The organism is Roseobacter litoralis Och 149 (assembly GCF_000154785.2).
Lineage (GTDB): Bacteria > Pseudomonadota > Alphaproteobacteria > Rhodobacterales > Rhodobacteraceae > Roseobacter > Roseobacter litoralis.
On the sequence record NC_015730.1, the window covers coordinates 3,977,206 to 3,998,392 of the forward strand.

Annotated in this window: 20 protein-coding genes; 8 read left to right on the forward strand and 12 right to left on the reverse strand. The window is 59.2% G+C overall.

From position 1 onward, the window contains the following. Positions 1 to 17 precede the first annotated feature (17 nt). Complete coding sequence (locus tag RLO149_RS19035) at positions 18 to 1,196, reverse strand: aminotransferase class I/II-fold pyridoxal phosphate-dependent enzyme (RefSeq protein WP_044025754.1); 1,179 nt, start codon at positions 1,194 to 1,196, stop codon at positions 18 to 20. Positions 1,197 to 1,304: 108 nt separating this feature from the next. Beyond that, the gene (locus tag RLO149_RS19040; RefSeq protein WP_044025755.1) at positions 1,305 to 2,633 is read right to left on the reverse strand and encodes an amidase; all 1,329 of its coding nucleotides are present in this window, start codon (positions 2,631 to 2,633) and stop codon (positions 1,305 to 1,307) included. Between the two features lie 52 nt (positions 2,634 to 2,685). Here RLO149_RS19040 and RLO149_RS19045 point away from each other — a divergent pair, with 52 nt between their 5' ends. Next, complete coding sequence (locus RLO149_RS19045; protein ID WP_013963710.1) at positions 2,686 to 3,948, forward strand: FAD-dependent monooxygenase; 1,263 nt, start codon at positions 2,686 to 2,688, stop codon at positions 3,946 to 3,948. A 99-nt stretch (positions 3,949 to 4,047) separates the two neighbouring features. Here the strand turns inward: RLO149_RS19045 and RLO149_RS19050 are convergent, their stop codons facing one another. The 5 genes from RLO149_RS19050 to RLO149_RS19070 all read right to left on the reverse strand — a co-directional run bounded on the left by RLO149_RS19050 (position 4,048) and on the right by RLO149_RS19070 (position 7,605). After that, the gene (locus tag RLO149_RS19050) at positions 4,048 to 4,233 is read right to left on the reverse strand and encodes a Trm112 family protein (RefSeq protein WP_013963711.1); all 186 of its coding nucleotides are present in this window, start codon (positions 4,231 to 4,233) and stop codon (positions 4,048 to 4,050) included. Next, positions 4,230 to 4,874 carry an LON peptidase substrate-binding domain-containing protein gene (locus tag RLO149_RS19055; RefSeq protein ID WP_013963712.1) on the reverse strand — a complete coding sequence of 215 codons (645 nt, stop codon included), beginning with the start codon at positions 4,872 to 4,874 and terminating at the stop codon, positions 4,230 to 4,232. Before RLO149_RS19055 ends, RLO149_RS19050 begins: the two co-directional genes overlap by 4 nt. A gap of 27 nt (positions 4,875 to 4,901) precedes the next feature. Further along, positions 4,902 to 5,819: a thioredoxin family protein gene (locus RLO149_RS19060; RefSeq protein WP_013963713.1), complete on the reverse strand. Its 918-nt coding sequence runs from the start codon at positions 5,817 to 5,819 to the stop codon at positions 4,902 to 4,904. 54 nt (positions 5,820 to 5,873) lie between these two features. Beyond that, positions 5,874 to 6,662: an exodeoxyribonuclease III gene (locus RLO149_RS19065; protein WP_013963714.1), complete on the reverse strand. Its 789-nt coding sequence runs from the start codon at positions 6,660 to 6,662 to the stop codon at positions 5,874 to 5,876. Between the two features lie 256 nt (positions 6,663 to 6,918). Beyond that, complete coding sequence (locus tag RLO149_RS19070; RefSeq protein ID WP_011566403.1) at positions 6,919 to 7,605, reverse strand: response regulator transcription factor; 687 nt, start codon at positions 7,603 to 7,605, stop codon at positions 6,919 to 6,921. A gap of 162 nt (positions 7,606 to 7,767) precedes the next feature. Here RLO149_RS19070 and ribA point away from each other — a divergent pair, with 162 nt between their 5' ends. Further along, entirely contained in the window at positions 7,768 to 8,856 is a 1,089-nt protein-coding gene (ribA, locus tag RLO149_RS19075) for a GTP cyclohydrolase II (protein ID WP_013963716.1), read from the forward strand. Then, positions 8,853 to 9,347 (forward strand): L,D-transpeptidase family protein, encoded by a 495-nt coding sequence (locus RLO149_RS19080; RefSeq protein WP_013963717.1) that lies wholly within the window; start codon positions 8,853 to 8,855, stop codon positions 9,345 to 9,347. Before ribA ends, RLO149_RS19080 begins: the two co-directional genes overlap by 4 nt. A 7-nt stretch (positions 9,348 to 9,354) precedes the next feature. On the opposite strand, the gene RLO149_RS19085 is transcribed toward RLO149_RS19080, so the two are convergent. Together RLO149_RS19085 and RLO149_RS19090 are read right to left on the reverse strand one after the other, a co-directional pair. Beyond that, on the reverse strand, positions 9,355 to 10,008 hold the full coding sequence (locus RLO149_RS19085; protein ID WP_174270239.1) for a YggS family pyridoxal phosphate-dependent enzyme: 654 nt from the start codon (positions 10,006 to 10,008) through the stop codon (positions 9,355 to 9,357). 101 nt (positions 10,009 to 10,109) lie between these two features. Beyond that, positions 10,110 to 11,072 carry a porin gene (locus tag RLO149_RS19090; RefSeq protein ID WP_013963719.1) on the reverse strand — a complete coding sequence of 321 codons (963 nt, stop codon included), beginning with the start codon at positions 11,070 to 11,072 and terminating at the stop codon, positions 10,110 to 10,112. 247 nt (positions 11,073 to 11,319) lie between these two features. Here RLO149_RS19090 and RLO149_RS19095 point away from each other — a divergent pair, with 247 nt between their 5' ends. From RLO149_RS19095 to RLO149_RS19115, 5 genes are all read left to right on the forward strand, one after another. Next, positions 11,320 to 11,811, forward strand: coding sequence for a DUF3576 domain-containing protein (locus RLO149_RS19095; protein WP_013963721.1), 492 nt, complete (start codon positions 11,320 to 11,322; stop codon positions 11,809 to 11,811). A 113-nt stretch (positions 11,812 to 11,924) separates the two neighbouring features. Then, positions 11,925 to 14,471, forward strand: coding sequence for a leucine--tRNA ligase (gene leuS / locus RLO149_RS19100; RefSeq protein WP_013963722.1), 2,547 nt, complete (start codon positions 11,925 to 11,927; stop codon positions 14,469 to 14,471). Further along, positions 14,458 to 14,937: an LPS assembly lipoprotein LptE gene (gene lptE / locus RLO149_RS19105; protein ID WP_013963723.1), complete on the forward strand. Its 480-nt coding sequence runs from the start codon at positions 14,458 to 14,460 to the stop codon at positions 14,935 to 14,937. The genes leuS and lptE overlap by 14 nt, the downstream gene beginning before the upstream one ends. After that, the gene (holA, locus tag RLO149_RS19110) at positions 14,934 to 15,935 is read left to right on the forward strand and encodes a DNA polymerase III subunit delta (RefSeq protein ID WP_013963724.1); all 1,002 of its coding nucleotides are present in this window, start codon (positions 14,934 to 14,936) and stop codon (positions 15,933 to 15,935) included. The genes lptE and holA overlap by 4 nt, the downstream gene beginning before the upstream one ends. 18 nt (positions 15,936 to 15,953) lie before the next feature. After that, positions 15,954 to 16,538: a glutathione S-transferase family protein gene (locus RLO149_RS19115; protein ID WP_013963725.1), complete on the forward strand. Its 585-nt coding sequence runs from the start codon at positions 15,954 to 15,956 to the stop codon at positions 16,536 to 16,538. Here RLO149_RS19115 and RLO149_RS19120 read toward each other — a convergent pair. From RLO149_RS19120 to RLO149_RS19130, 3 genes are all read right to left on the reverse strand, one after another. Then, complete coding sequence (locus RLO149_RS19120; protein WP_044025444.1) at positions 16,517 to 17,701, reverse strand: TIGR03862 family flavoprotein; 1,185 nt, start codon at positions 17,699 to 17,701, stop codon at positions 16,517 to 16,519. The genes RLO149_RS19115 and RLO149_RS19120 overlap by 22 nt on opposite strands. Beyond that, positions 17,698 to 19,032, reverse strand: a complete 1,335-nt coding sequence (locus RLO149_RS19125) for a mechanosensitive ion channel family protein (RefSeq protein ID WP_013963727.1) — start codon at positions 19,030 to 19,032, stop codon at positions 17,698 to 17,700. The genes RLO149_RS19120 and RLO149_RS19125 overlap by 4 nt, the downstream gene beginning before the upstream one ends. Before the next feature lie 103 nt (positions 19,033 to 19,135). Then, positions 19,136 to 21,139: a hydantoinase/oxoprolinase N-terminal domain-containing protein gene (locus tag RLO149_RS19130; RefSeq protein WP_013963728.1), complete on the reverse strand. Its 2,004-nt coding sequence runs from the start codon at positions 21,137 to 21,139 to the stop codon at positions 19,136 to 19,138. Positions 21,140 to 21,187: the final 48 nt, after the last annotated feature.

Here is a 21,187-nt window from a genome sequence, read left to right on the forward strand (position 1 = left end):
TTTACCCTTCATATTTTTCACGGATACAAACAATCGCGGATCATCTGGATGCCCCGCTCAGTTTCCGCTTTTGGAGCCACCATCGCAGCCCGAATATATCCCTGGCCGGGGTTTACCCCCTCCCAGTCCTGCGCCAGATAGCCACCCGGCAAAACCCGCACACCGGTTTCGCGCCAAAGCTTCACCGCCGCCTGTTCATCGTTTTCGACCGGTAACCACAGGAAAAATCCGGCATCCGGGCTTGCATAGCCCGGCACATTTCCCAAAATCCGGTCTGCAATTTCGTATTTTTCGACGTAAAGCGCGCGGTTTTCGCTCACATGCACCTCGTCATTCCAAACCGCGGCGGCAGCCATCTGCAAAGGCAAGGGCAAAGGCGCCCCCGCATAGTTTCGCAGCTGCTTGATTTCCGTGATGTTTTTTGCGCCACTTGCAACAAACCCGGAGCGAAGCCCCGGCAGGTTGGAGCGTTTGGACAAGGAGTGGAAAATCACAACGCGGTCCGGGTCTGCGCCGATGTCTTGTGCGATCTGCAACGCCCCGATGGGCGGCGCGCCGCGATAAATCTCAGAATAACATTCGTCTGCAAAGACTTTGAAGTCGTATTTTTCGGCCAGTACGATCAGATCACGCCAATATTCCGCACTCGCGACCGCCCCTTGTGGGTTGGCCGGTGAGCAGATGTAGGCCGCTGTCGTACGGTTTAGGGTTTCCTCAGACAGGGACGAAAAATCAGGCAGATGACCGTTTTCGACCGTCGCAGGCACCATCACAGGGTCCGCGCCGACAGACAGGGCGGCGATCATATAGACCTGATAGAACGGGTTTGGCATCAAAATTGCGGGGCGTTGTCCGTTTTTCGTCTCCGGACACAGGGCCATAACCGCGTTATACAACCCTTCCCGCGTGCCGTTGAGGGCCATGACCTGCGTGTCCGCATCGACGGGCACGCCGTAGCGACGATGCACAAAGCTCGCGATGGCCTGACGCAGTTCAGGCGCGCCATCATTGGGCGGATAGCTGTTGAACCCGGCTGAATGTTCGTTGATGACTTCCATAACCCATTGAGGAAAAACATGTTTCGGCTCACCAATGGTCATGTGAACAGGCACGCCGCCGCCCTCATGCACGTCTAAAAGAGCGCGCAGGCGCGGCCAAGCATGTGCCGGAAGGTTCGAAAACCGCTCTGGATACATCATCAAAACTGCCTCAGTCGGGATCGTTATCGTCCCGTTGTCCCTAAGGTAGCCAAGCTGACGCCTTGCGTCCACAAAAACGCGCAGCTTTATCGCAGTTTGTGTCTTTTAGGCCAAAGCCCGTTCCGCCGCCGTTCCCAGACGCAAAAGGGATTCCTCACGGTGCGGCGGTGCCATCAGCATAAGCCCGCAACTGGGCGTATCCGTTGGCAGGCTCAACGCGCAAAGCCCCATCAGATTGCCAATGCGCGTATTGCGCAGCGACATCAGGTTTTCTGTGACGTAATAGTCGTGATCCGTGTTCAACCTGTTCAGATTCGGCGGCAAAATGGGTGCCGTCGGCAAAATGACCGCATCAAACCCGGCCGTCGCTTGATGGTAAGAAACGCGGGCCGCCTCAAGTGCTGCCCAAGCAGCGACATAATCCGGCCCGGAATGGTTCTGGCCAAGACGAAAGCGCTTGAGAATTTCCTGATACATCGCGTCCGGGTTCGCCTCGATCACGTCGCGCCACAGCCCATAGGCCTCGGCGGTATATAGGCATGTGGTCAGGGCCATCGCATCGTTTACCGCGTCGATATGGATCTCCTCTATCTGCGCCCCCGCCTGTTCCAGCTTGGAAACAGCGGTGGAAAACGCTTCTGCGGGACCGCTGCGTACATCTTCCATCGCGATGGTGTTCAGCACCGCCAAACGCCTGCCGACAAGGGATGCCCCGGATAGATCCGCCGCCCTGCCCCCTTGCAGCACCGCCAGCATCAGCGCTGCATCCTCGACAGAACGGCACAGCTGGCCGACCGTATCAAAGCGCGCAGCGAGAGGCACGACCCCTTCAAGGCTCAGCCGCCCCGACGTCGTCTTGAGACCCACAAGGTCGTTCCAAGCCGCCGGAATACGCACCGAACCGCCGGTATCAGAGCCAACACCAACAGCCGCCAGATCGAACGCCACAGAGGCCGCCGCACCGGAAGAAGACCCGCCCGGCACCGCGCCCTCATCATTGACGCAAGGCGGCGTCGCCGTGCTGGGGTTATAGCCCAGACCAGAAAACGCCAATTCGCTCATATGTGTCTTGCCGAGACAAACAAGCCCGGCGGCGGTGGCGTTTTGCAGCACCTGTGCATCCTGATCAGGCACGCGATCCTTCAAAAGCAGCGATCCCGACTCAGTTGCAACACCCGCCGTATCGAACAGATCCTTCCAACTGATCGGCACACCATCCAGCAGCGAACGACGCTGACCACTGCGCGCGCGATCCCGGGCGGCTGCCGCTTCGTTCAAGGCACGCTCTGCTGTCACACGGGCGTAAATTCTATCCCGTAACGGATGTGCGCTGATCGCATCCAGATAGGTTTGTGTGAGATCGACCGGGTCGATTTCCCCCGTGGCGATCCCCCTGCCCAGATCAGCCGCCGTCATTTTGAGCCAAGCCTGCATGCCATTCCCCCCGAAGCTTTCGATTTGTGCGACGGTAGCGACGCAACCGCGCATGGACAATCCCCCCGCCCCGACCATATTCAGACCTATGACCTTTGACAGTGACATTTTGATCGTAGGGGGCGGGCTCAATGGGCCGGCTCTGGCTTTGGCGTTGGCTCAGGCCGGACACAGCGTGACGATGATCGATTCGGTACCCCTGATCAGCCGCAAGACCCCCGGTTTTGATGGCCGCTCTTATGCGATGGCGCTGACCTCGACACGGCTGTTGCAGGCAATTGGCGTATGGGATGCGCTGGAACCTCACGCGCAGGCGATGCTGGACATTAAAGTGACCGATGGCCGTGCTGGCGAAGGGCCTTCACCGTTTTTCATGCATTTCGACCACGCCGAGATCGAAGAAGGTCCCATGGGCTATATGGTCGAGGACAGACACCTCAGGCCCGCCTTGCTGAGCGCTTCGGACGCGCATGAAAACATTCAGACGCTGCACGGTGAAACAGTGGTTTCGCAATCGGCAGAGGCAACAGGCATATCGGTGGCACTGGCAAGCGGGCGCGTCCTGACGGGCAGGCTGCTTGTGGGTTGTGATGGGCGCGGGTCCGGCACAGCCACGCGCGCCGGGATCAAACGCACGGGCTGGGACTACGGCCAGACGGCCTTGGTCTGCGCGGTTGAACACGCATTGCCGCATCATGGCGTCGCACATCAATTCTTTATGCCGCCGGGGCCGCTGGCGATCCTGCCCCTGACGGGCAACCGTTCATCCATCGTCTGGAGCGAAACTGCCGAGAACGCCGCGCGGATCAATGAGATGCCCGACGATGCCTATATCGACGTCCTCAAACCAAGGTTCGGCAGTTTTCTGGGCGATATTTCACGCGTCGGCGCGCGCTACACGTACCCTTTGTCGCTGTCGCTGGCGAACACGCTGATCGCGCGCCGGGTCGTTCTGCTCGGCGACGCAGCCCATGGCGTCCACCCGATTGCAGGTCAGGGACTGAACGCCGGGGTTCGCGATATCGCCGCACTGGCCGAGGTTCTGACGGACGCAAAACGGCGCGGCGAAGACATCGGCACCGAGGGCGTGCTGTCGCGCTATCAGGAATGGCGTCGGTTTGATAATACCACTTTGGCGCTGGCCACGGACACATTCAACCGGCTGTTTTCAAACGACAACCCTGTGTTACGAGCCGTCCGTGACATTGGCATGGGGATTGTCGGCAATATGCCCGCATTGCGTCGGAGTTTCATCCGCGAAGCCGCCGGTCTGACCGGAGAGTTACCCAAGCTGCTGAAAGGCCAAAGGCTCTAGAGCGTCTGACGAAATATCTGGAACATCAAGCATCACGTAACGGGTTGAAATCTTTGATTTCAGGCAGCGTTACGTGGTTCAGGTTTTTCGCATGACGCTTTAGTCCAGCACCCGCGCCTCATCCGTGAGCATCACCGGAATGCCGTTGCGAATAGGGTAGGCGAGATTCGCAGCTTCCGAAATCAATTCCTGGCGCTCCTGATCATATTTCAGCGTCGCGTGGCTGCGCGGGCAGATCAGGGCTTCGAGCATGCGGCGGTCAAACACCACTTCGGTCTCGCTCACTGCATCATCTCGCTCTCTTGCCCACCGCGCAATTGGTACTCCATCAGCGTGACCAGCGTCTCGCGGCGGGTGGTCAAAGATGGGGCTTCAAGCAGCGCTTGTTTGTCCTCGGGATCAAAATCAAGCATCATCGACAGTGAATTGACCAGCAATTCGTCATCCGCTTCTTTCAGGGTTTCCCAGTCCGCCGACAGCTCACGCGCATCAAAATACCGCTCCAGCAGCTTTAAAAAGCCTTTGCGCTGGAACGCTGTATCGGTTTCATCCGGGCCAAGGTCCCGGTCAAACCCGTCCCAGACGACATCGCAGCGTCGGTAGGGCGTGAACCCTTCAATCTCTTTGACGACGCGGAACCGGGAAACACCACCAAGTGTGATCAGATAGCGGCCATCTTCGGTCTCGGAAAACTGCATGATCCGCCCGGCACATCCGATGGTGTGCAACCCGGTTCCGGCACGGCCCGGCACCTCATTGGGCTGTATCATTCCGATCAACCGTTCACGCGTTTTCAGCGCATCCTCCAGCATCTGAAGGTATCGCGGTTCGAAAATATGCAGTGGCAATCGGGACCGGGGAAGCAACAAAGCTCCGCCCAATGGAAAGATTGCAATCGTGTCAGGCAATTCTGAAGCTTTTATCATAATGGGGAACCTAGCCCGCCCGAACGATCAGGCAAATATGATGGAGCTAAGTTTGCGCCGCCCATTCAGAACAATCGGGTCATTCGGCTTAAGCGCCTCGAATATCGTGAACAATTGCGCCTTGGCCGCCCCGTCATTCCATTCCTGATCGCGCCGGAAAAGTTCCAGCAACTCGGCCACGCCGCCCTCGACATCGCCGTTCGCGTGCATGGCCTGCGCCAGATCGAACCGCGCCTGATTGTTGTCCGGGTCTGCTGCAACGGCGGCTTTCAACTCGTCAACGGGGCCTGCACCCTCGGCCTGACGGGCAAGTTCAAGCTGCGCAAAGGCCGCTTCCAGCTCAGGCGCTTTTGAAATCTCTGCCGGTGCGCCGTTCAAAATCGCCTCTGCCTGATCGAGTTCGCCCATCGCGATATGGGCCCTCACCATGCCACCGTAGGCCGCCGCATGTTTCTCATCCTCGCCCAATACGGCGGCGAAGGTCTGCGCCGCATCCGCCGCCGCCCCTTCGGTCAGCATTTCTTCGGCCGCAGCCACCGCATCGGCCAGGCCATCTCCGGGCGCTTCACCACCGGTAGCTTTCACCACACGGTCCACAAACGCCTTGATTTCAGATTCAGGCAACGCCCCCTGAAACCCGTCAATCGGTTGCCCTTTGGAAAACGCATAGACGGTCGGGATCGATTGGATCTGCAACTGTCCGGCGATCATCTGGGCTTCGTCCACGTTGATCTTGACCATCTTGACCGCGCCCTTTGCCGCGCGCACAGCGGCTTCAAGCTGGGGACCAAGCGTTTTACACGGTCCACACCAAGGCGCCCAGAAATCGACGATCACCGGCACCGTCTGGGACGTGTCAACCACATCCGCCATGAATGTCGCTTCGGTTGCGTCTTTGATCAGGTCATCCGCTGCGGGTGCAGCCCCCAAATTCAGGTCCATCATCGTGTTATCCTTCCGCCTGCGCGTCTAGCGTTATATGGGAGGCAAATTGCTTTTTCAAAGGTCAAATTGCGCAAAAACCGGGGCGTGATCGCTGGGCTTTTCCCAGCCTCGCGCACCGCGAACGATGCGGCTGTCGTGACCCGCTGCGGCGATATCCGACGTGGCCCAGACATGATCCAGCCGCCGCCCCTTGTCCGCCGCATCCCAATCGGCAGCGCGGTAGGACCACCAGCTGAAGAGCTTGCCCTCAGGAATGTCCTGCCGGGTGATATCGACCCAGCCACCGGCGTCTTGCGTTTGCGCCAGATGCTCAACCTCGATGGGCGTGTGGCTGACAACTTTCAGCAGCTTTTTATGATCCCATACATCGTCTTCGCGTGGGGCAATGTTCAAATCACCCACAAGGATTGATTTTTCAGGCTTTTGCGTATGAAACCAGTCGCGCATTTCCGTCAGGTAATCCAGTTTCTGACCGAATTTTTCGTTCACTTCCCGGTCCGCGACGTCTCCGCCTGCTGGGACGTAAAAGTTATGCACCGTCACGCCGTTTTCCAATCGGCCCGCGATGTGGCGCGCGTGTCCCAATGCAGCAAAGTCTTCGGCAGCGGCTTCTTCCATCGGGATTTTGGACAGAATGGCCACCCCGTTGTAGCCCTTTTGGCCGCGTGCCACGACATGCGCGTAACCTGCGGCGGCGAAAGCATCCAACGGCATCTTGTCGACAGGGCTTTTGCATTCCTGCAGGCACAGGACATCGGGCGCTTCTTCGGTCATGAGTTTCAGCACGAGGCCTTCACGCAACCGCACAGAATTGATGTTCCAGGTTGCTAACGAGAAAGCCATAGAGATACTCCGCCATTGAGATTCTGCGGCACCCTAAACACTGCGCGCCGCTGGCACCATGCCCAACCGTGACGGATCGTGTTTTCTTTTGAGGGGGGTTCTACCCGCGGACCAGACAAAAAAAGACCGGGCATAAAGCCCGGCCAAGTCCAACAGGGAGGTGCATGTCAAAAACCCGGACATGCGCGGGATATCTATGTTTAGCAAAAGATGGTTAACAGATTCTTGATTCATATCAAAAACTGCGAGAAATTTCTTAAGCCATTAGTCTGTATCCACCAGATTCTGTAACCAGCAGACGCGCATTTGACGGGTCCGGTTCAATTTTCTGACGCAAACGGTAAATATGCGTCTCCAACGTATGCGTTGTGACCCCGGCATTATATCCCCAGACCTCGTGCAAAAGAACATCGCGCGCCACCACACCCTCGGTCGAGCGATAGAGGAATTTCAGAATATTGGTTTCCTTTTCCGTCAGGCGAATTTTCTTTTCGTCTTCGGTAATCAGCGTTTTCATCGCAGGCTTGAATGTATAGGGCCCAAGCTGGAACACCGCGTCTTCTGACTGCTCATGCTGTCTGAGTTGCGCGCGTATCCGCGCCAACAGCACGGGAAATTTGAAGGGTTTGCTGACATAATCATTGGCGCCGGCATCCAGACCCAAAATCGTATCAGCATCACTATCGTGCCCGGTCAGCATCAGAATCGGGCTTTTCACACCTTGCTTGCGCATCAAACGGCATAATTCGCGACCGTCCGTATCTGGCAGCCCCACATCAAGGATCACAAGATCATAGAGCGCCTCCTTGGCGCGCACCATCGCATCCGCGCCGTTTGCCGCTTCAAAGACATCAAAGTCTTCGGTCATGATCAACTGTTCGCTCAGCGCGTCGCGCAGATCATCATCATCATCTACCAACAGGATTTTCTTTAACTGTGCCATCTGCCGCCTCCGTTTTGCCCTATTAGACTTGTGCATTTCAAAGCGATCTCACAAGCTTGTGTGCTCACGCCTCACGGCCTCGTGTTACAAAGCGGCTCAAATGTTTCAATTCCATCCGAATTGCCCTAGATCGAGGCATGATTTGTCAGGCATTGTAACATCATGAACTTTTCTCCAGACCAAAACGAGTTGATGGCGCGTGCGCGCGCAGACCTGCGTATGGGCGTGCCGGTTGTTGTTGACGGACCGACGCCTCTTCTCGCAGCAACGGCGGAGACGCTCAATACCGACCGGCTGGGCACCATGATGGCCCTGTCTCAGGATGCAATGCTGGTCGTTACGGCGCGGCGCGCGGCGACGCTGAAGGCCGCCGCCTATGATGGTGATCTGGCCCGGGTGAAACTGCCGCGCGATGCGACACTGGCATGGGTCAACGGGATCGCGGACCCGGCGGGTGATCTGATGCACCCGATGAAAGGTCCGCTGTCTTGCGCCCGCGGCGGGAACGTTGAAACGCATCGGTTTGCCATTCAGCTGGCGAAAGCTGCGCGCCTGTTGCCGGCTGTTGTGTGCATCCCTTTGGAACACGCACTTTCTTTTGCGGCGGAGCACAACCTCGTTTATTTATCCGCGCACAGCGGCCAGGCGATGCTGGACGCCTCCAGCCCGTTGCATTCGGTGATCAGTGCGCGGTTGCCGATGGAGGTTTCAGAGGCCGGGCGGTTGCATGTATTCCGTCCCGAAGATGGCGGCGAAGAGCATTACGCCATTGAAATCGGCAAACCTGATCGCGCTGAGCCGCTGCTGACAAGGCTGCATTCCGCGTGCTTTACCGGTGATTTGATGGGGTCGCTCAAATGCGACTGCGGGCCACAATTGCGCGCCGCCTTGGCGCAGATGGGGGATGAGGGGCACGGCGTGCTTTTGTATATGAATCAGGAAGGACGCGGCATCGGTCTGGCCAATAAAATGCGGGCATATTCCCTGCAGGATCAAGGCTTTGATACGGTCGAGGCCAACCACCGGCTCGGGTTTGAGGATGACGAACGCGACTTTCGCCTCGGCGCAGCAATCTTGAAATCCATGGGGTTTTCCAAGGCGCGGCTGCTGACGAATAACCCGCGCAAGGTCGCCATGATGTGCGAAAACGGCATCGACGTGACCGAACGTGTGCCCCTGCATGTGGGCGAAAACCCGCATAATCACGCCTATCTCGCGACAAAAGTTGCCAAATCGGGCCACCTGAAATGACGCCGGATGATCTGGTTGTCACGCCACGGGGCCTGCGGTTTCAGGGGCAACTCTTTCCCTGCACGATTGGGAAAACCGGCATAACCCGGCGCAAGAAAGAAGGGGACGGGGCCACACCCACGGGCATCCACCGGATTGTCGGCATGTTGTACCGCCCAGACCGGATGGCCAAACCCGCAGACTGGGCCTTGCCCATCGGGCTGAATGACCTGTGGTCAGATGATGCCGGGCATGAAGATTACAACATGATGGTGCGCGCGCCCTACCCGCACAGTCATGAAAAGCTGCGCCGGGCGGATCCATTGTACGATCTTGTGCTGCTCACGGATTGGAACTGGCCCTACGCGGTCAAAGGGCGTGGTTCGGCGATCTTCATGCATCAGTACCGCCGCCCCGGCTTTCCAACCGAGGGCTGTGTCGCCCTGTCGCGCCACAACCTGCGCCGTATCGCCCCGCGAATTACGCTCCAGACGCGGCTGATTGTATCCTAGCCCCCGATCAGGCCGGAACGCGCGCCCCGAAGATCGCAGACCCGACGCGGATATGCGTCGCCCCAAAGGAAATCGCTTTTTCGAAATCGTCGCTCATGCCCATGCTCAGGCCCGCCAACCCGTTGCGCTCTGCAATTTTGGCCAGCAAGGCGAAATGCAGGGAGGCTTCCTCGTCAATCGGCGGGATACACATCAAGCCTTTGATCGGCAAATCAAGTGCTCGACACTCCGCGACAAACCCGTCGGCGTCGGATGGGAAAACGCCCGCTTTCTGCGGCTCTTCGCCTGTGTTGACCTGAACGAACATTTCCGGGCAGTGACCCGTATCCTGCGCCAGCCGGGCAAAAGCCTTGGCAAGCTTGGGTCGGTCCAAGGTGTGAATGGATTGAAACAGGTCAAAGGCCTGTCGCGCCTTGTTGGTTTGCAGAGGGCCGATCAAATGCAGATCAACGCCGTCGTAGTCATCGCGAAACGCGGGCCATTTGCCTGCCGCTTCCTGCACCCGGTTTTCACCAAAGCAGCGGTGGCCCTCTTTCAGCACCGCTTCTACCCGCTCATCCGGTTGCACTTTTGACACCGCAATCAGCTTGACGGAGCCCGCAGCGCGCCCCGCGTCCGCCACTGCCTTTTCGATACGTTGTGAAATGTCGCTCAGGCTCATCATGTCTCTCGTTTACTGTCCATGGACAACATAAACCCGTTGCCCAAAAGAAAAGGGGCGGACCCAAAGGACCGCCCCAAATTCACGATGTTATTTTCAACTTAGAAGTTGAAGATTACACCCAGGTCACCAACGGTATCACCGAGGCTGTTTTCACCGATACCACCTTGGAGGCGTACACCGCCGCCGAGGCTGTGACGGAAGCCGATGGCGTATGCAGTGTCGTCACCTTTGGTCGCCGCGAACGAGTCGCTGCTGTCAAGACCGTTGTCTGACACAACGAAACGGACGTCTGTTGCTGCACCAACTGGTACGGCAATGGATGCACCAAGTGCTACGTCGTCTTGGTCGTCGCTATCGGCTGCCAAGAGCGAGAATGCGAAGGAGCCGAGGTCGCCGTTGAAGGACAACGCCCAGAAGTCCGTATCGTCAAAGTCACCGCCATCAACGTTACCGAACGCAGCACCGACACCGTAGTTGCCGAATTTGTAGCCCAAACCGATCTGGTACTCTTCAGTTGCAGAGTCCAGCGCGTTGTCAGAGTAGGACGCACCGAATGTGAAGTCGCCAACGGTATAGCTGGTTTTGATCGTTGGATCGATGTCGTCGCCGCCATTGATGCCGCTGATGACGTCACCGGTTACGAAGTTGCTGGAAGTTTCAGCAAAATCTGTAAGACCGATACCGTTACCGTAGTAATCAACAACGTCGCCGGAGTCGATAAGGTCAGATGTGTTACCAAGGAACACGTTGAAGCCACCGGCGCGTACGCCGAATTCAGGCGCTTCTACGACGTTGCCGCCGCCGGAACCTTGACCGTCACCGTTATCGTTGGACTCCAAACGCAGACGTGCGCGGAACTCGACGCCGCCGTCTGTTTCAGTTGTACCAACAACGTTCAGGCGAAAACGCTGGTCCAGCTGTGTGTCGCTGCGATCGCCATCGTCGTCGGCGCCATCGTTATAAACAATACCGAAACGACCGAAGCCGTCGAAGGTGATGTCGGCGGCGGCCATTCCGGCGGTCGCGACAAGCATCGTGGATGCCATAAGAATCTTTTTCATGTCTCAATCCCTCAGGGTTAGATAGTGTCTGGGGCGTTTGTGCATCCCGGACGTGCTAAACCTAATGTCTCACAGCCCCGTCAATCTCAACCCAAGACAAAAAAAGTCCCCGAGTTTCCAAAAAGCTGGTGCTGGATTGCCACACCCCCGAAAGGCCCCTTCGGACGGCCCATTTGATGCCTGCCGCTTGCGGCACCCCGGCAAGTGAAGTAAGCCGTTGTAAAAGGTCTATCGAGGCGGATTTTCGATGCAGAAGATATGGTTCATACAGATAATCACGGTCATGGCGGTCGCCGCCACGCTGTCAGGCTGCGGCGTCGCGACGCCATCAAATGCCGTCACCGGCCCGCCAGGAAGCGACAACTTCACAAGTCAGCGCGATAGAAACCGATCGTCTGGTACCACCATCTGGGATGCGTTCAACAGCGGGAACAGGGAACAAACCGTCGCTGTGAACAAGTACCTGTGGTCCGCGTCGCTCGAAGTGCTGAGTTTTCTGCCTGTTGAGTCAGTTGATCCCTTCACAGGTGTTATCGTAACCGGCTTTGGCACGCCGCCCGGCAGCGGGCGGGCGTACCGCGCGACCATTCTTATTGATGACCCGGCACTCGCTGCGCGATCCTTGAATGTTTCGTTGCAAACCCGCAACGGGCCTGCCAGTGCGTCAGCCGTTCAGGCCGTCGAAAACGCCATCCTCAGCCGGGCGCGCCAACTGCGCATCGCGGATGATGCGCTCTAACTTGGCCTGTGCGTTTTAACTTTGAGACGCGCAACAAGCCAGATTCAATTCCCGGCGCCGGGCTCCGCACACATGACGGTTCCCGGCGCTCTCACGTTAAGAAGGACGCCGTCATGACGCGTTATACCCCAGCCGAAATCGAAGCACGCTGGCAGAAAGCATGGACCGAAAACGAAGTCTTCAAAGCCGTCAGGTCCGCCGACAAACCCAAATATTATGTGCTCGAGATGTTCCCCTACCCGTCAGGGCGTATCCATATGGGACATGTGCGCAACTACACCATGGGTGACGTGATCGCGCGCTATAAGCTCGCAACCGGGCATAACGTACTGCATCCGATGGGCTGGGACGCCTTTGGCATGCCTGCGGAAAACGCCGCCATGGCGATTGGCGGTCATCCCAAGGACTGGACCTATGGCAACATCAAGGACATGCGCGACCAGATGAAGCCTTTGGGCCTGTCCATCGACTGGTCCCGCGAATTTGCCACCTGCGATCCGGAATATTATGGCCAGCAGCAGTCGCTGTTCCTCGATTTTCTGAATGCGGGGCTGGTCTATCGCAAGAACGCAATCGTCAACTGGGACCCGGTGGACATGACCGTTCTGGCCAACGAACAGGTCGAGCAGGGGCGCGGCTGGCGTTCTGGTGCCTTGGTTGAGCGGCGGGAACTGACCCAGTGGTTCTTCAAAATTTCAGACCATTCCGAAGAGTTGCTGAGCGCGCTGGACACATTGGAAAACTGGCCGGCCAAAGTCCGCCTGATGCAGGAGAACTGGATCGGCAAATCGCGCGGGCTGCAATTTGCCTTTTCGACGATTGACGGACCCGACGGCCATGACCGGATCGAAGTCTACACAACCCGGCCTGACACGCTGCTTGGCGCTTCCTTTGTCGGCATCTCGCCGGACCATCCGCTCGCCAAACTACTCGAACGCGATAACGACGACGTGGCGGCCTTCTGTACCGAATGTCGCAAAGGCGGCACCACCGAAGAAGCCATCGAAACCGCTGAAAAGCTGGGTTTTGACACCGGTCTCCGGGTGCGCCATCCCTTTGACACGGCTGTTGAATTGCCCGTCTACATCGCGAATTTCATTCTGATGGATTATGGCACCGGAGCGATTTTCGGCTGCCCCGCACATGATCAGCGCGATTTCGAGTTCGCAACGAAATACGACCTGCCCATTATCTCGACCTTTCTGCCGTCACAGGACGCCGACGAGGTGCTGAGCGAAGCCTTTGTACCGGCGAAAACCGAAAAAGTGTTTTATAACAGAGGCTTTGCCGGGGAGGAATTTCAGACGGGGCTTGAGGCGATTAATGCCGCCATCGACTTTTGCGAAAGCAATGGCATCGGTCAGGGCGTCACCAAATACCGCCTGCGCGACTGGGGTCTGAGCCGCCAGCGCTATTGGGGTTGCCCGATCCCAGTGGTGCATTGCGACGATTGCGGCGTTGTGCCGGAAAAGAAAGAAAACCTGCCCATCGAACTGCCCTATGACGTCAGCTTTGACACCCCCGGCAACCCACTGAACCGCCACCCCACATGGCGCGACACGCCCTGCCCCGCCTGCGGGAAACCGGCGCAGCGTGAAACCGACACGATGGACACTTTTGTCGACAGCTCATGGTATTTTGCGCGCTTCACCGCGCCGCGCGCCGAGACGCCGACCGTCATGGAAGACGCGCAATACTGGATGAATGTCGATCAATATATCGGCGGCATCGAACACGCGATCCTGCATCTGCTCTATTCGCGCTTCTTTGCCCGCGCCATGCAGATCACCGGTCACCTGCCGCAAAGCGCGATCGAACCTTTCGACGCCCTGTTCACCCAAGGCATGGTCACGCATGAAATCTACCAGACCCGCGACGCGAACGGTCGCCCGGTCTATCACCTGCCCGAAGATGTCACGGATGGCAGGCTCGCGGATGGCACCGAGGTGGAAATCATCCCGTCGGCCAAAATGTCGAAATCCAAGAAAAACGTGGTCGACCCGCTGGGCATCATTGCAAGCTATGGCGCGGATACCGCCCGCTGGTTTGTCCTCTCCGACAGCCCGCCCGAACGGGATGTGGAATGGACAGCATCAGGCGCCGAAGCCGCCTTCAAACACCTGACCCGCGTCTGGACCCTGAGCGAGCGCATCGGCAAAATGGACAAGGATACCGCCGGGAAAGGGGATGAGGACCTGCTGCGCGCGATGCATGTGTGCATTCACGATGTGACAATGGGCGTCGAATCCTTTGGCTTTAATGCCGCCATTGCCAAGCTCTACGCCTTCACCGCCAAATTGCAGAAATCCAAGGCAGGCTACGCCGCACAACGCACTGCCATCATGACATTGGCGCAACTGATGTCCCCGATGACGCCGCACTTGGCCGAAGACATCTGGGCGCATCAGGGGGGCACAGGACTGGTGACAACCGCGCCCTGGCCCAAGGCGGACGAGGCGATGCTGGTGTCCGATACCGTCACGCTGCCTGTTCAAATCAACGGCAAGCGGCGCGCAGAAATCGTCGTATCCGCCGATTTAAGCAAGGAAGAGGTTGAAAAAATCGCCCTTGCGGACCCAGCTGTGATACGAACACTGGATGGGGCCACCCCGAAAAAGATCATCGTCGTACCGGGACGGATTGTGAATGTCGTCGTATAGCCGCCGCAGCCTGCTTTTGTTGCCCCTCGCTCTGGGGGCCTGTGGCTTTGCGCCGGTCTATGGAACCGGCAGCACCGGCAGTGCGCTGCAAAACGCGGTTGAGGTCAGCGACCCCGATGATGTTGACGGATACCTCGTGGTCCGCCGCCTTGAAGAGCGTCTGGGCCGCGCCGCACAGCCCACCTACAAACTGACGCTGGCGGTTGATTCCAAACGCGAAGCGCTGGCGGTGAACAGGGATAGCAACATCAACCGCTACAACATCGTCGGCACTGCCGATTACGTTCTGGTCGAACAGGCGACGGGGCGGGTTGTCACCTCGGGATCCGTGGATAATTTCACCGGCTCGTCAGCCACAGGCACGACCGTTGCAACACTGGCCGCCGAACGGGATGCCCGCGAACGGCTGATGTCCCTGCTCGCAGACCAGATTGTCGTCCGCTTGCTGAGCACTGATTTGACATGAAACTCTCTACCCGCGATGCAGTTTCCTATTTCGCGCGCCCTGACCCGGACAAGGCCGGCATTCTGATTTACGGCGCGGACGCCATGCGGGTGGCCCTGAAACGCCAGCAATTGCTGGCCGCCCTTCTGGGCAAGGAGGCCGAAGAAGAAATGCGCCTGACGCGCCTGAATGGCGGTGATCTGCGCAAGGACCCAGCGCTTTTGCTCGATGCCGTCAAGGCCGTTGGCTTCTTCCCCGGCCCACGCGCCGCATTCGTGCAAGAGGCGAACGAAAACACAGCCCCCGCAATCCTGACCGCCCTCGCCGATTGGCAGAGCGGGGATGCGCAGATCATCGTGACCGCAGGGGCGCTGAAACCAACCTCGAAACTGCGCAAGGCCTTTGAGGCCCATCCGAACGCCTATGCCGCCGGTATTTACGACAACCCACCCACACGCGCAGAAATCGAAACGACGCTGGCTGAAACCGGCCTCGCCCTGCCGACAGGTGACGTGATGGCCGCCCTCAGCGATCTGGCGCAGGCCATTGACCCCGGTGATTTTCGCCAGACCATCGAAAAACTCTCCCTCTACAAATTGCACGACCCGGCCCCGATCTCCCTGCAGGACATCGCGGCCTGTGCGCCAACCTCGACCGAGGCGGATGTGGATGACGTCCTGATGGTGGTTGCCGAAGCGCGTGCGCATGAAATTGGCCCGATGATGCAGAAACTCATCGCGCAGGGGGCCAATCCGGTCGGCCTGTGCATCGGGGCGATGCGTCATTTCCGGGCCTTGCACCGGGCGGCCTGTGACACATCCGGCAGGCCGACGATATTTGGCCCCAACCGGGATCGCATGCTGGCGCAGTCTCGCAAATGGGGCGCTGTCAAACTTGAAACCGCGCTGACCGTCCTGACGGATACGGATCTCAAACTGCGCTCTGCCGGGCAACATGCGCCGGGCATGGCGCTGGTGGAACGCGCATTTATCCGCCTCGCCATGCTGGCCCCGAGATAACGGCAAAAGGAAACGCAAATGTATACGGTTATCGGCCCCGTCAAATCCCGCGCCATGCGCGTCCTCTGGATGCTCGAAGAACTGGGCGAGGCTTACAATCACATCGACGCCGCACCCCGGTCCGACGAGGCGCGCACATATAACCCATCCGGTAAGGTGCCCGCGCTGATCGACGGCGCGGAGGTGCTCACCGATTCGATGGCAATCCTCACCTATCTGGCGGATAAACACGGCAAGCTCACCGCACCGGCGGGCACAGTTGCGCGGGCGCGGCAGGACGCGATGACCTTCTGGCTGGTAGACGAATTCGACGCGATCCTCTGGGCAGCAGCAAAACACAGTTTTGTCTTGCCGCAGGAACACCGCGTACCGGCGGTCAAAGACTCCCTCAAGGCAGAGTTCAGCGCATCCGCCGATCAACTGGCCGCAAAACTCAATGGGCCGTTTCTGATGGGCGATCACCTTACGGTTCCGGACATTCTCGCCTGTCATTGCCTGAACTGGGCCGTCGGTGCTGGATTCCCGCGCGTGGATGACAAACTATTCGCCTATGGCAAAAACCTCCGCCAACGGCCCGCGTTTCAGGCAGCTGCTGCGAGGTAATCCACCGCCCCGCGTCCCGCCCAGCGTCCGGTCGCAAGACATGCGGTGATCAGGTAGCCGCCCGTCGGTGCTTCCCAGTCGATCATTTCCCCCGCACAGAAGACGCCAGGGCGCGATTTCAGCATCAGGCGATCGTTCATCGCGTCGAATCGCACGCCGCCAGCCGTTGAAATCGCTTCATCCATCGGCCTCAGCCCATCGTATGGGACAGCCAGCTTCTTGAGGGTCGTGACCCATGTGTCCCGCGACGGTCGCGCCGTCGCAGTCATCTCAAAAAAGAAAGCAATTTTCGCAGGTGACAGACGCAGGTTATTTCGCAGCCAATGGGCAAGCCGTAGCTTGGCTGGCTTCTTGGCCAAATCCGCCGCCAGTTTTTCTGCGGACAGATCCGGGACAAGATCCACAAACAAAGGCGCACCGTCCCGCAAAGCCGGTGTAAGGCTATAAACCCCGCCGCCCTCGAGACCGTATTGCGTAATCGACGCCTCTCCACGTGATGACAGGCCACCAGCCTGCCATGCCACTGACTTAAGAGCATTCCCAAAATGCGGGGCCATATGGTCCGTCCACGTGATCGACACCGCCGCATTCGACGGCGCGAAGGGGCTCAGCGCGCAGCCCTCTGCACCAACCGCATCGGCCCATGCGCCATCAGACCCCAACCGCGCCCAGCTTGCACCCCCCATGGCCAACACAGTGACATCCGCTTTCACCTGTTCGCTGCCCTTTGGCGTATCAAACAGGGCGGCGTCCTGATCCCATCCCAACCAACGCCAGCGGGTTCGACGCTCTACACCCGCTGCATCCAGACGCGCCAGCCACGCGCGCAACAGCGGCGATGCCTTCATGGCTTTTGGAAACACGCGACCCGTGGACCCTGTGAACAAATCCTGATCAAGCCCGCGCGCCCAGTGTTGAACAGCCTCAGCGTCAAAGCTTTCGACAATTGGACGCAAAGGCGTCTCAGCGGCAGAATACTGCGTCATGAAAGGCGCAAACGGCTCGTCTCGTGTCAGGTTCAAACCCGACTTGCCCGCCATCAAAAACTTGCGTCCAACAGAGGGCTTCGCATCACAGACAATGACACTGTGGCCCGCATCGCTCAACGTTTCGGCGGCCATCAAACCTGCGGGGCCTGCCCCGATCACCAATGCCGTGCTCACGATGAGACGCCCGGTAAACCGCCTTTTATTTCGACCACACGCTGCGGATAAGGTATTTCGATGTCATTCTCCTTCAGAGCATTCCAGATCAGAAAGAGCACATCTGACGTGAATTTATTGGGGCCATCGTCAAAGCCGTTGACCCAGAACTCGACGGCAAAGTCGATGCCGCTGTCGCCAAACCCACGCAACTCGCAATCCGGCGGGTAGGGATCGTTCAGCACGCCGGGGTGCGTCGCCACCGCCGCCTCGATCAGCGCGGGCACCCGATTGATGTCCGTATCATAGCTGACGGAAAACGGGGCCTCATAGCGATTGGCCGATCCACTGTCGGAATAGTTCACCACCCGCGTCGTGATGAAATCCTCATTGGGCACGACGATCCAGCGCCCGTCAAAGGTTTCCAGAATAGCCGCGCGCGCGGTCATTTTCACAATGCGACCGGATTCGCCGCCATCCAGTGCGACGTAATCCCCAACGGTCGCCTGTCCCTCGACCAGCAGAATTACGCCGGATATAAAGTTCGACGCGATCTTTTGCAGCCCGAACCCAAGGCCCACACCGACCGCCCCCCCGATAAAGGCCAGCGTGCTGAGGTTGATGCCCATGATGTTCATCAACAGCAGAAACGCGATACCAAAAATCGAAAATTCCACCACTTTGGCCACAAGCTGGCGCAGCGACGGGCGCATGTCCTTCTGACTTTCAATGAATTGCGCACTTTGGCGGTTCGACCATCCGCCGAGCCAGAACAACACGCTGCCCGCGATCAGACCCCGGATCAGGCTCATCACCGAGAAAGAGATGTTCCCGAGGCTTATGGTCGTCTCGGTCAGCTTGGCGCTCACCGCATCAAGCAGACCCAGCGCATAGATCGCAGCGATGGGGATCAGCACATATTTCCCCAGCAGCTTCAGCAACGGGTCCGAAATAATGTCCCGCACCAGCGTGCGCACAGCCAGAAACAGGAACACACGTTTGCCAAAGGCGATCACCGCGCCACTGTCGAAAATTGACCGGACGACACTTTCCCCAATGGCGGTGAAACCATAGGCCAGCAGCGGCAACAGCAAGGGCAGGAACATCAGAACCGTGCGCCGGGACCGCGCAATCATCGACTCCGCCTCAGCGGCCGGGGTCAGCAGGCGCGTCAGCGTTCCGCGCAGCCGTGCCGCAGCAATCACCGCCAGCGCATAAGCAAGCACCAACAAGGCAAACTGTGACCAAGCCGCCGGGCTCAGGGCCCATGACTGCGCGATCTCCCATATCTGCAATGCATAGCCAGCAGCAAGCTGCACAATTTCCGGCTGCTCGGCGAGGTCAAACTCCACGACTGCATCCTCTTTTTAAAATCCACTCATCCGTCTTGCTGTGTGCCTGTGTGTGCCTTTCAGAGCAAGGTAAATGTCTGTTGTGAGCTGCCTCAATACCGCGTCAGACCGTGACCCGGGGGCGGCCCGCGGCTTCGACTGTGATCAAGGCCTCGACAAAAACTTCGCGCGCTTCGACGCCAGCGGTTTTGACATCGCGTGTCACGGTCAGCTGTATATCGGCAGCCCCCGCCTGCGCGGCATCGGCCTGCGCACGCTCCCTCAGGTGTGCCTCAAGCGCCTGTAGTGCGGCATCGCAATCCGCGAAATCCTCCGGCCCACTGTCAAAGTGAACGCGAAACCTCCCTTCCGCGGGGGACGTCACACTACCAGCCCGGCGCATGGTCACGCGCCCGACCACCGCACCGATCGCATTCGCCACCCCGGCGTGTTCGGGCAACACCATTTCGGCCCTGACGGCGCGCCCGACCGCCGGATAATAGGTTGGCGCCGACGCCCCCAGCCCCACAACCGGCACATCAAGTGCTGCATCAAACCGCAGCAAACCGCGATGCGCCCGCAATCCCGCCTGCATCAGCCCATGGCGCGCCAGATCGCCCGGTGCACCGCCAAAATCCGCATTCTCTTCGGCAAAGGCGGCCTCCAGCAGCGCCGTGACCGTTTGCTGCGTGAGTTGATCCACGATCATCTGCGCCATGTCCTGCGCCGTTCGCGCCAGCACCTCGCCCGCGCCGGAGCGTCGCCGCGCCAGCAAAACCAACGCCTTGCGTGCCGCTTCCGCATCCCAATCCGTCAGCGTTCCCAGCACATGGCTCGCATCCGACGGGGTAACGCCGCCCAATTGCACAAGGCCGCGTTCCACCAACCTGTTGAGCGCGCTGTGCTCAAGGCGCGCGCGCAAAACCGAGCCCAGCGGGTGCATCGTGCTACCGATCCGATCCAGCAGCGTAGTTTCCCGCGCGCTCAGCCCCTCGGTGGATTGCCCGCGCACAGCTTGCACAAACCGCGCATCATGCTCGCCCGGTGCTGCGGCGCGCAGGGCAGCGTCCAGGGCAGCATGCACAACCTCGGGCGCATGATGCGCCATCAGCGACACCGGAACGACCCGGCGCGGCCCCAGCGTGATCGCGCGCGCCAATCCGCCCGATACCATCTCGACCGCGCTGTCCCCGCCAAGGCCCGTGGTGCGCATGGCCACCGCTTCGACCATCGTGCGATAGGGGCCAACCTGCGCCCCCGCCGGGTCAATCGCCGGGCGACCATCCTTGAGCAGGGCGATATCCGTCGTCGTCCCGCCAATATCACTGACCAGCGCATCCTGCGCACCCGTAAGCCACCGCGCACCCACCAGTGACGCCGCCGGGCCACTCAGGATCGTCTCAATCGGATGGTGCCGCGCCTGTACTGCCGAAATCAACGCGCCATCCCCCCGCACGACCATCATCGGCGCCGTGATGCCAAGCGCGCGCAGCATATCTTCCGCACGCCCGATCAGCCGGTCAATCATCCCCACAAGCCGCGCATTCAGCAGCGCCGTCATGGCCCGTTTCGGCCCGTTCAGCTTGGCGGATAGCTCATGCGAGGCAGAAACAGGCCGCCCCGTCACCTCTTCAATCAGCGCGGCAGCCTCAAGTTCATGCGCCGGGTTGCGGGTCGCAAATTGCGCCGCGACGGCAAAGGCGCTCACGTCTTTTGCCTGCCCTCTCAGAAACTGTTGGATCAGATCACTGTCCAATGCAGCCACTTCAGCGCCTGCGTGGTCATGCCCGCCCGAACAGATCAGCACCGGGTCGCCTTTCAGCGCGTCACGCAGGCCATGTGTGTCCAGATCACGTTCCTGAAAACCGATCAAGATCAAAGCGATCCGCCCGCCCTGCCCCTCCACCAGCGCATTGGTGGCCAGCGTGGTCGACAGTGAGGCCATGGACACATCAGCGGGCGCAACCGCCGCCGCGCGCAACACCGCCCGCACGGCAGCGCCAATGCCCTCGGCCAGATCGTGCCGCGTGGTCAGGGATTTCGCCGTGGCGATGACCTCTTTTTCATCGCGGATCAAAACCGCATCCGTATAGGTGCCGCCCGTGTCCACACCCAGCAAGATCGGCATGCATTCTTCTCCTGTTACTGGTCCCGATGTAGCAAAGCAAAACGACGT

Bases quoted from the DNA above. Each gene is read 5' to 3' on its own strand.
- ribA (WP_013963716.1), top strand. From the start codon at position 7,768: ATGAACTTTTCTCCAGACCAAAACGAGTTGATGGCGCGTGCGCGCGCA.
- RLO149_RS19090 (WP_013963719.1), bottom strand. From the start codon at position 11,072: ATGAAAAAGATTCTTATGGCATCCACGATGCTTGTCGCGACCGCCGGA.
- RLO149_RS19115 (WP_013963725.1), top strand. From the start codon at position 15,954: ATGTATACGGTTATCGGCCCCGTCAAATCCCGCGCCATGCGCGTCCTC.
- RLO149_RS19055 (WP_013963712.1), bottom strand. From the start codon at position 4,874: ATGATAAAAGCTTCAGAATTGCCTGACACGATTGCAATCTTTCCATTG.
- RLO149_RS19085 (WP_174270239.1), bottom strand. From the start codon at position 10,008: ATGAGCCTGAGCGACATTTCACAACGTATCGAAAAGGCAGTGGCGGAC.
- RLO149_RS19065 (WP_013963714.1), bottom strand. From the start codon at position 6,662: ATGGCTTTCTCGTTAGCAACCTGGAACATCAATTCTGTGCGGTTGCGT.
- RLO149_RS19040 (WP_044025755.1), bottom strand. From the start codon at position 2,633: ATGCAGGCTTGGCTCAAAATGACGGCGGCTGATCTGGGCAGGGGGATC.
- RLO149_RS19070 (WP_011566403.1), bottom strand. From the start codon at position 7,605: ATGGCACAGTTAAAGAAAATCCTGTTGGTAGATGATGATGATGATCTG.
- RLO149_RS19080 (WP_013963717.1), top strand. From the start codon at position 8,853: ATGACGCCGGATGATCTGGTTGTCACGCCACGGGGCCTGCGGTTTCAG.
- leuS (WP_013963722.1), top strand. From the start codon at position 11,925: ATGACGCGTTATACCCCAGCCGAAATCGAAGCACGCTGGCAGAAAGCA.
- holA (WP_013963724.1), top strand. From the start codon at position 14,934: ATGAAACTCTCTACCCGCGATGCAGTTTCCTATTTCGCGCGCCCTGAC.
- RLO149_RS19095 (WP_013963721.1), top strand. From the start codon at position 11,320: ATGCAGAAGATATGGTTCATACAGATAATCACGGTCATGGCGGTCGCC.
- RLO149_RS19130 (WP_013963728.1), bottom strand. From the start codon at position 21,139: ATGCCGATCTTGCTGGGTGTGGACACGGGCGGCACCTATACGGATGCG.
- RLO149_RS19045 (WP_013963710.1), top strand. From the start codon at position 2,686: ATGGACAATCCCCCCGCCCCGACCATATTCAGACCTATGACCTTTGAC.
- RLO149_RS19035 (WP_044025754.1), bottom strand. From the start codon at position 1,196: ATGTATCCAGAGCGGTTTTCGAACCTTCCGGCACATGCTTGGCCGCGC.
- lptE (WP_013963723.1), top strand. From the start codon at position 14,458: ATGTCGTCGTATAGCCGCCGCAGCCTGCTTTTGTTGCCCCTCGCTCTG.
- RLO149_RS19060 (WP_013963713.1), bottom strand. From the start codon at position 5,819: ATGATGGACCTGAATTTGGGGGCTGCACCCGCAGCGGATGACCTGATC.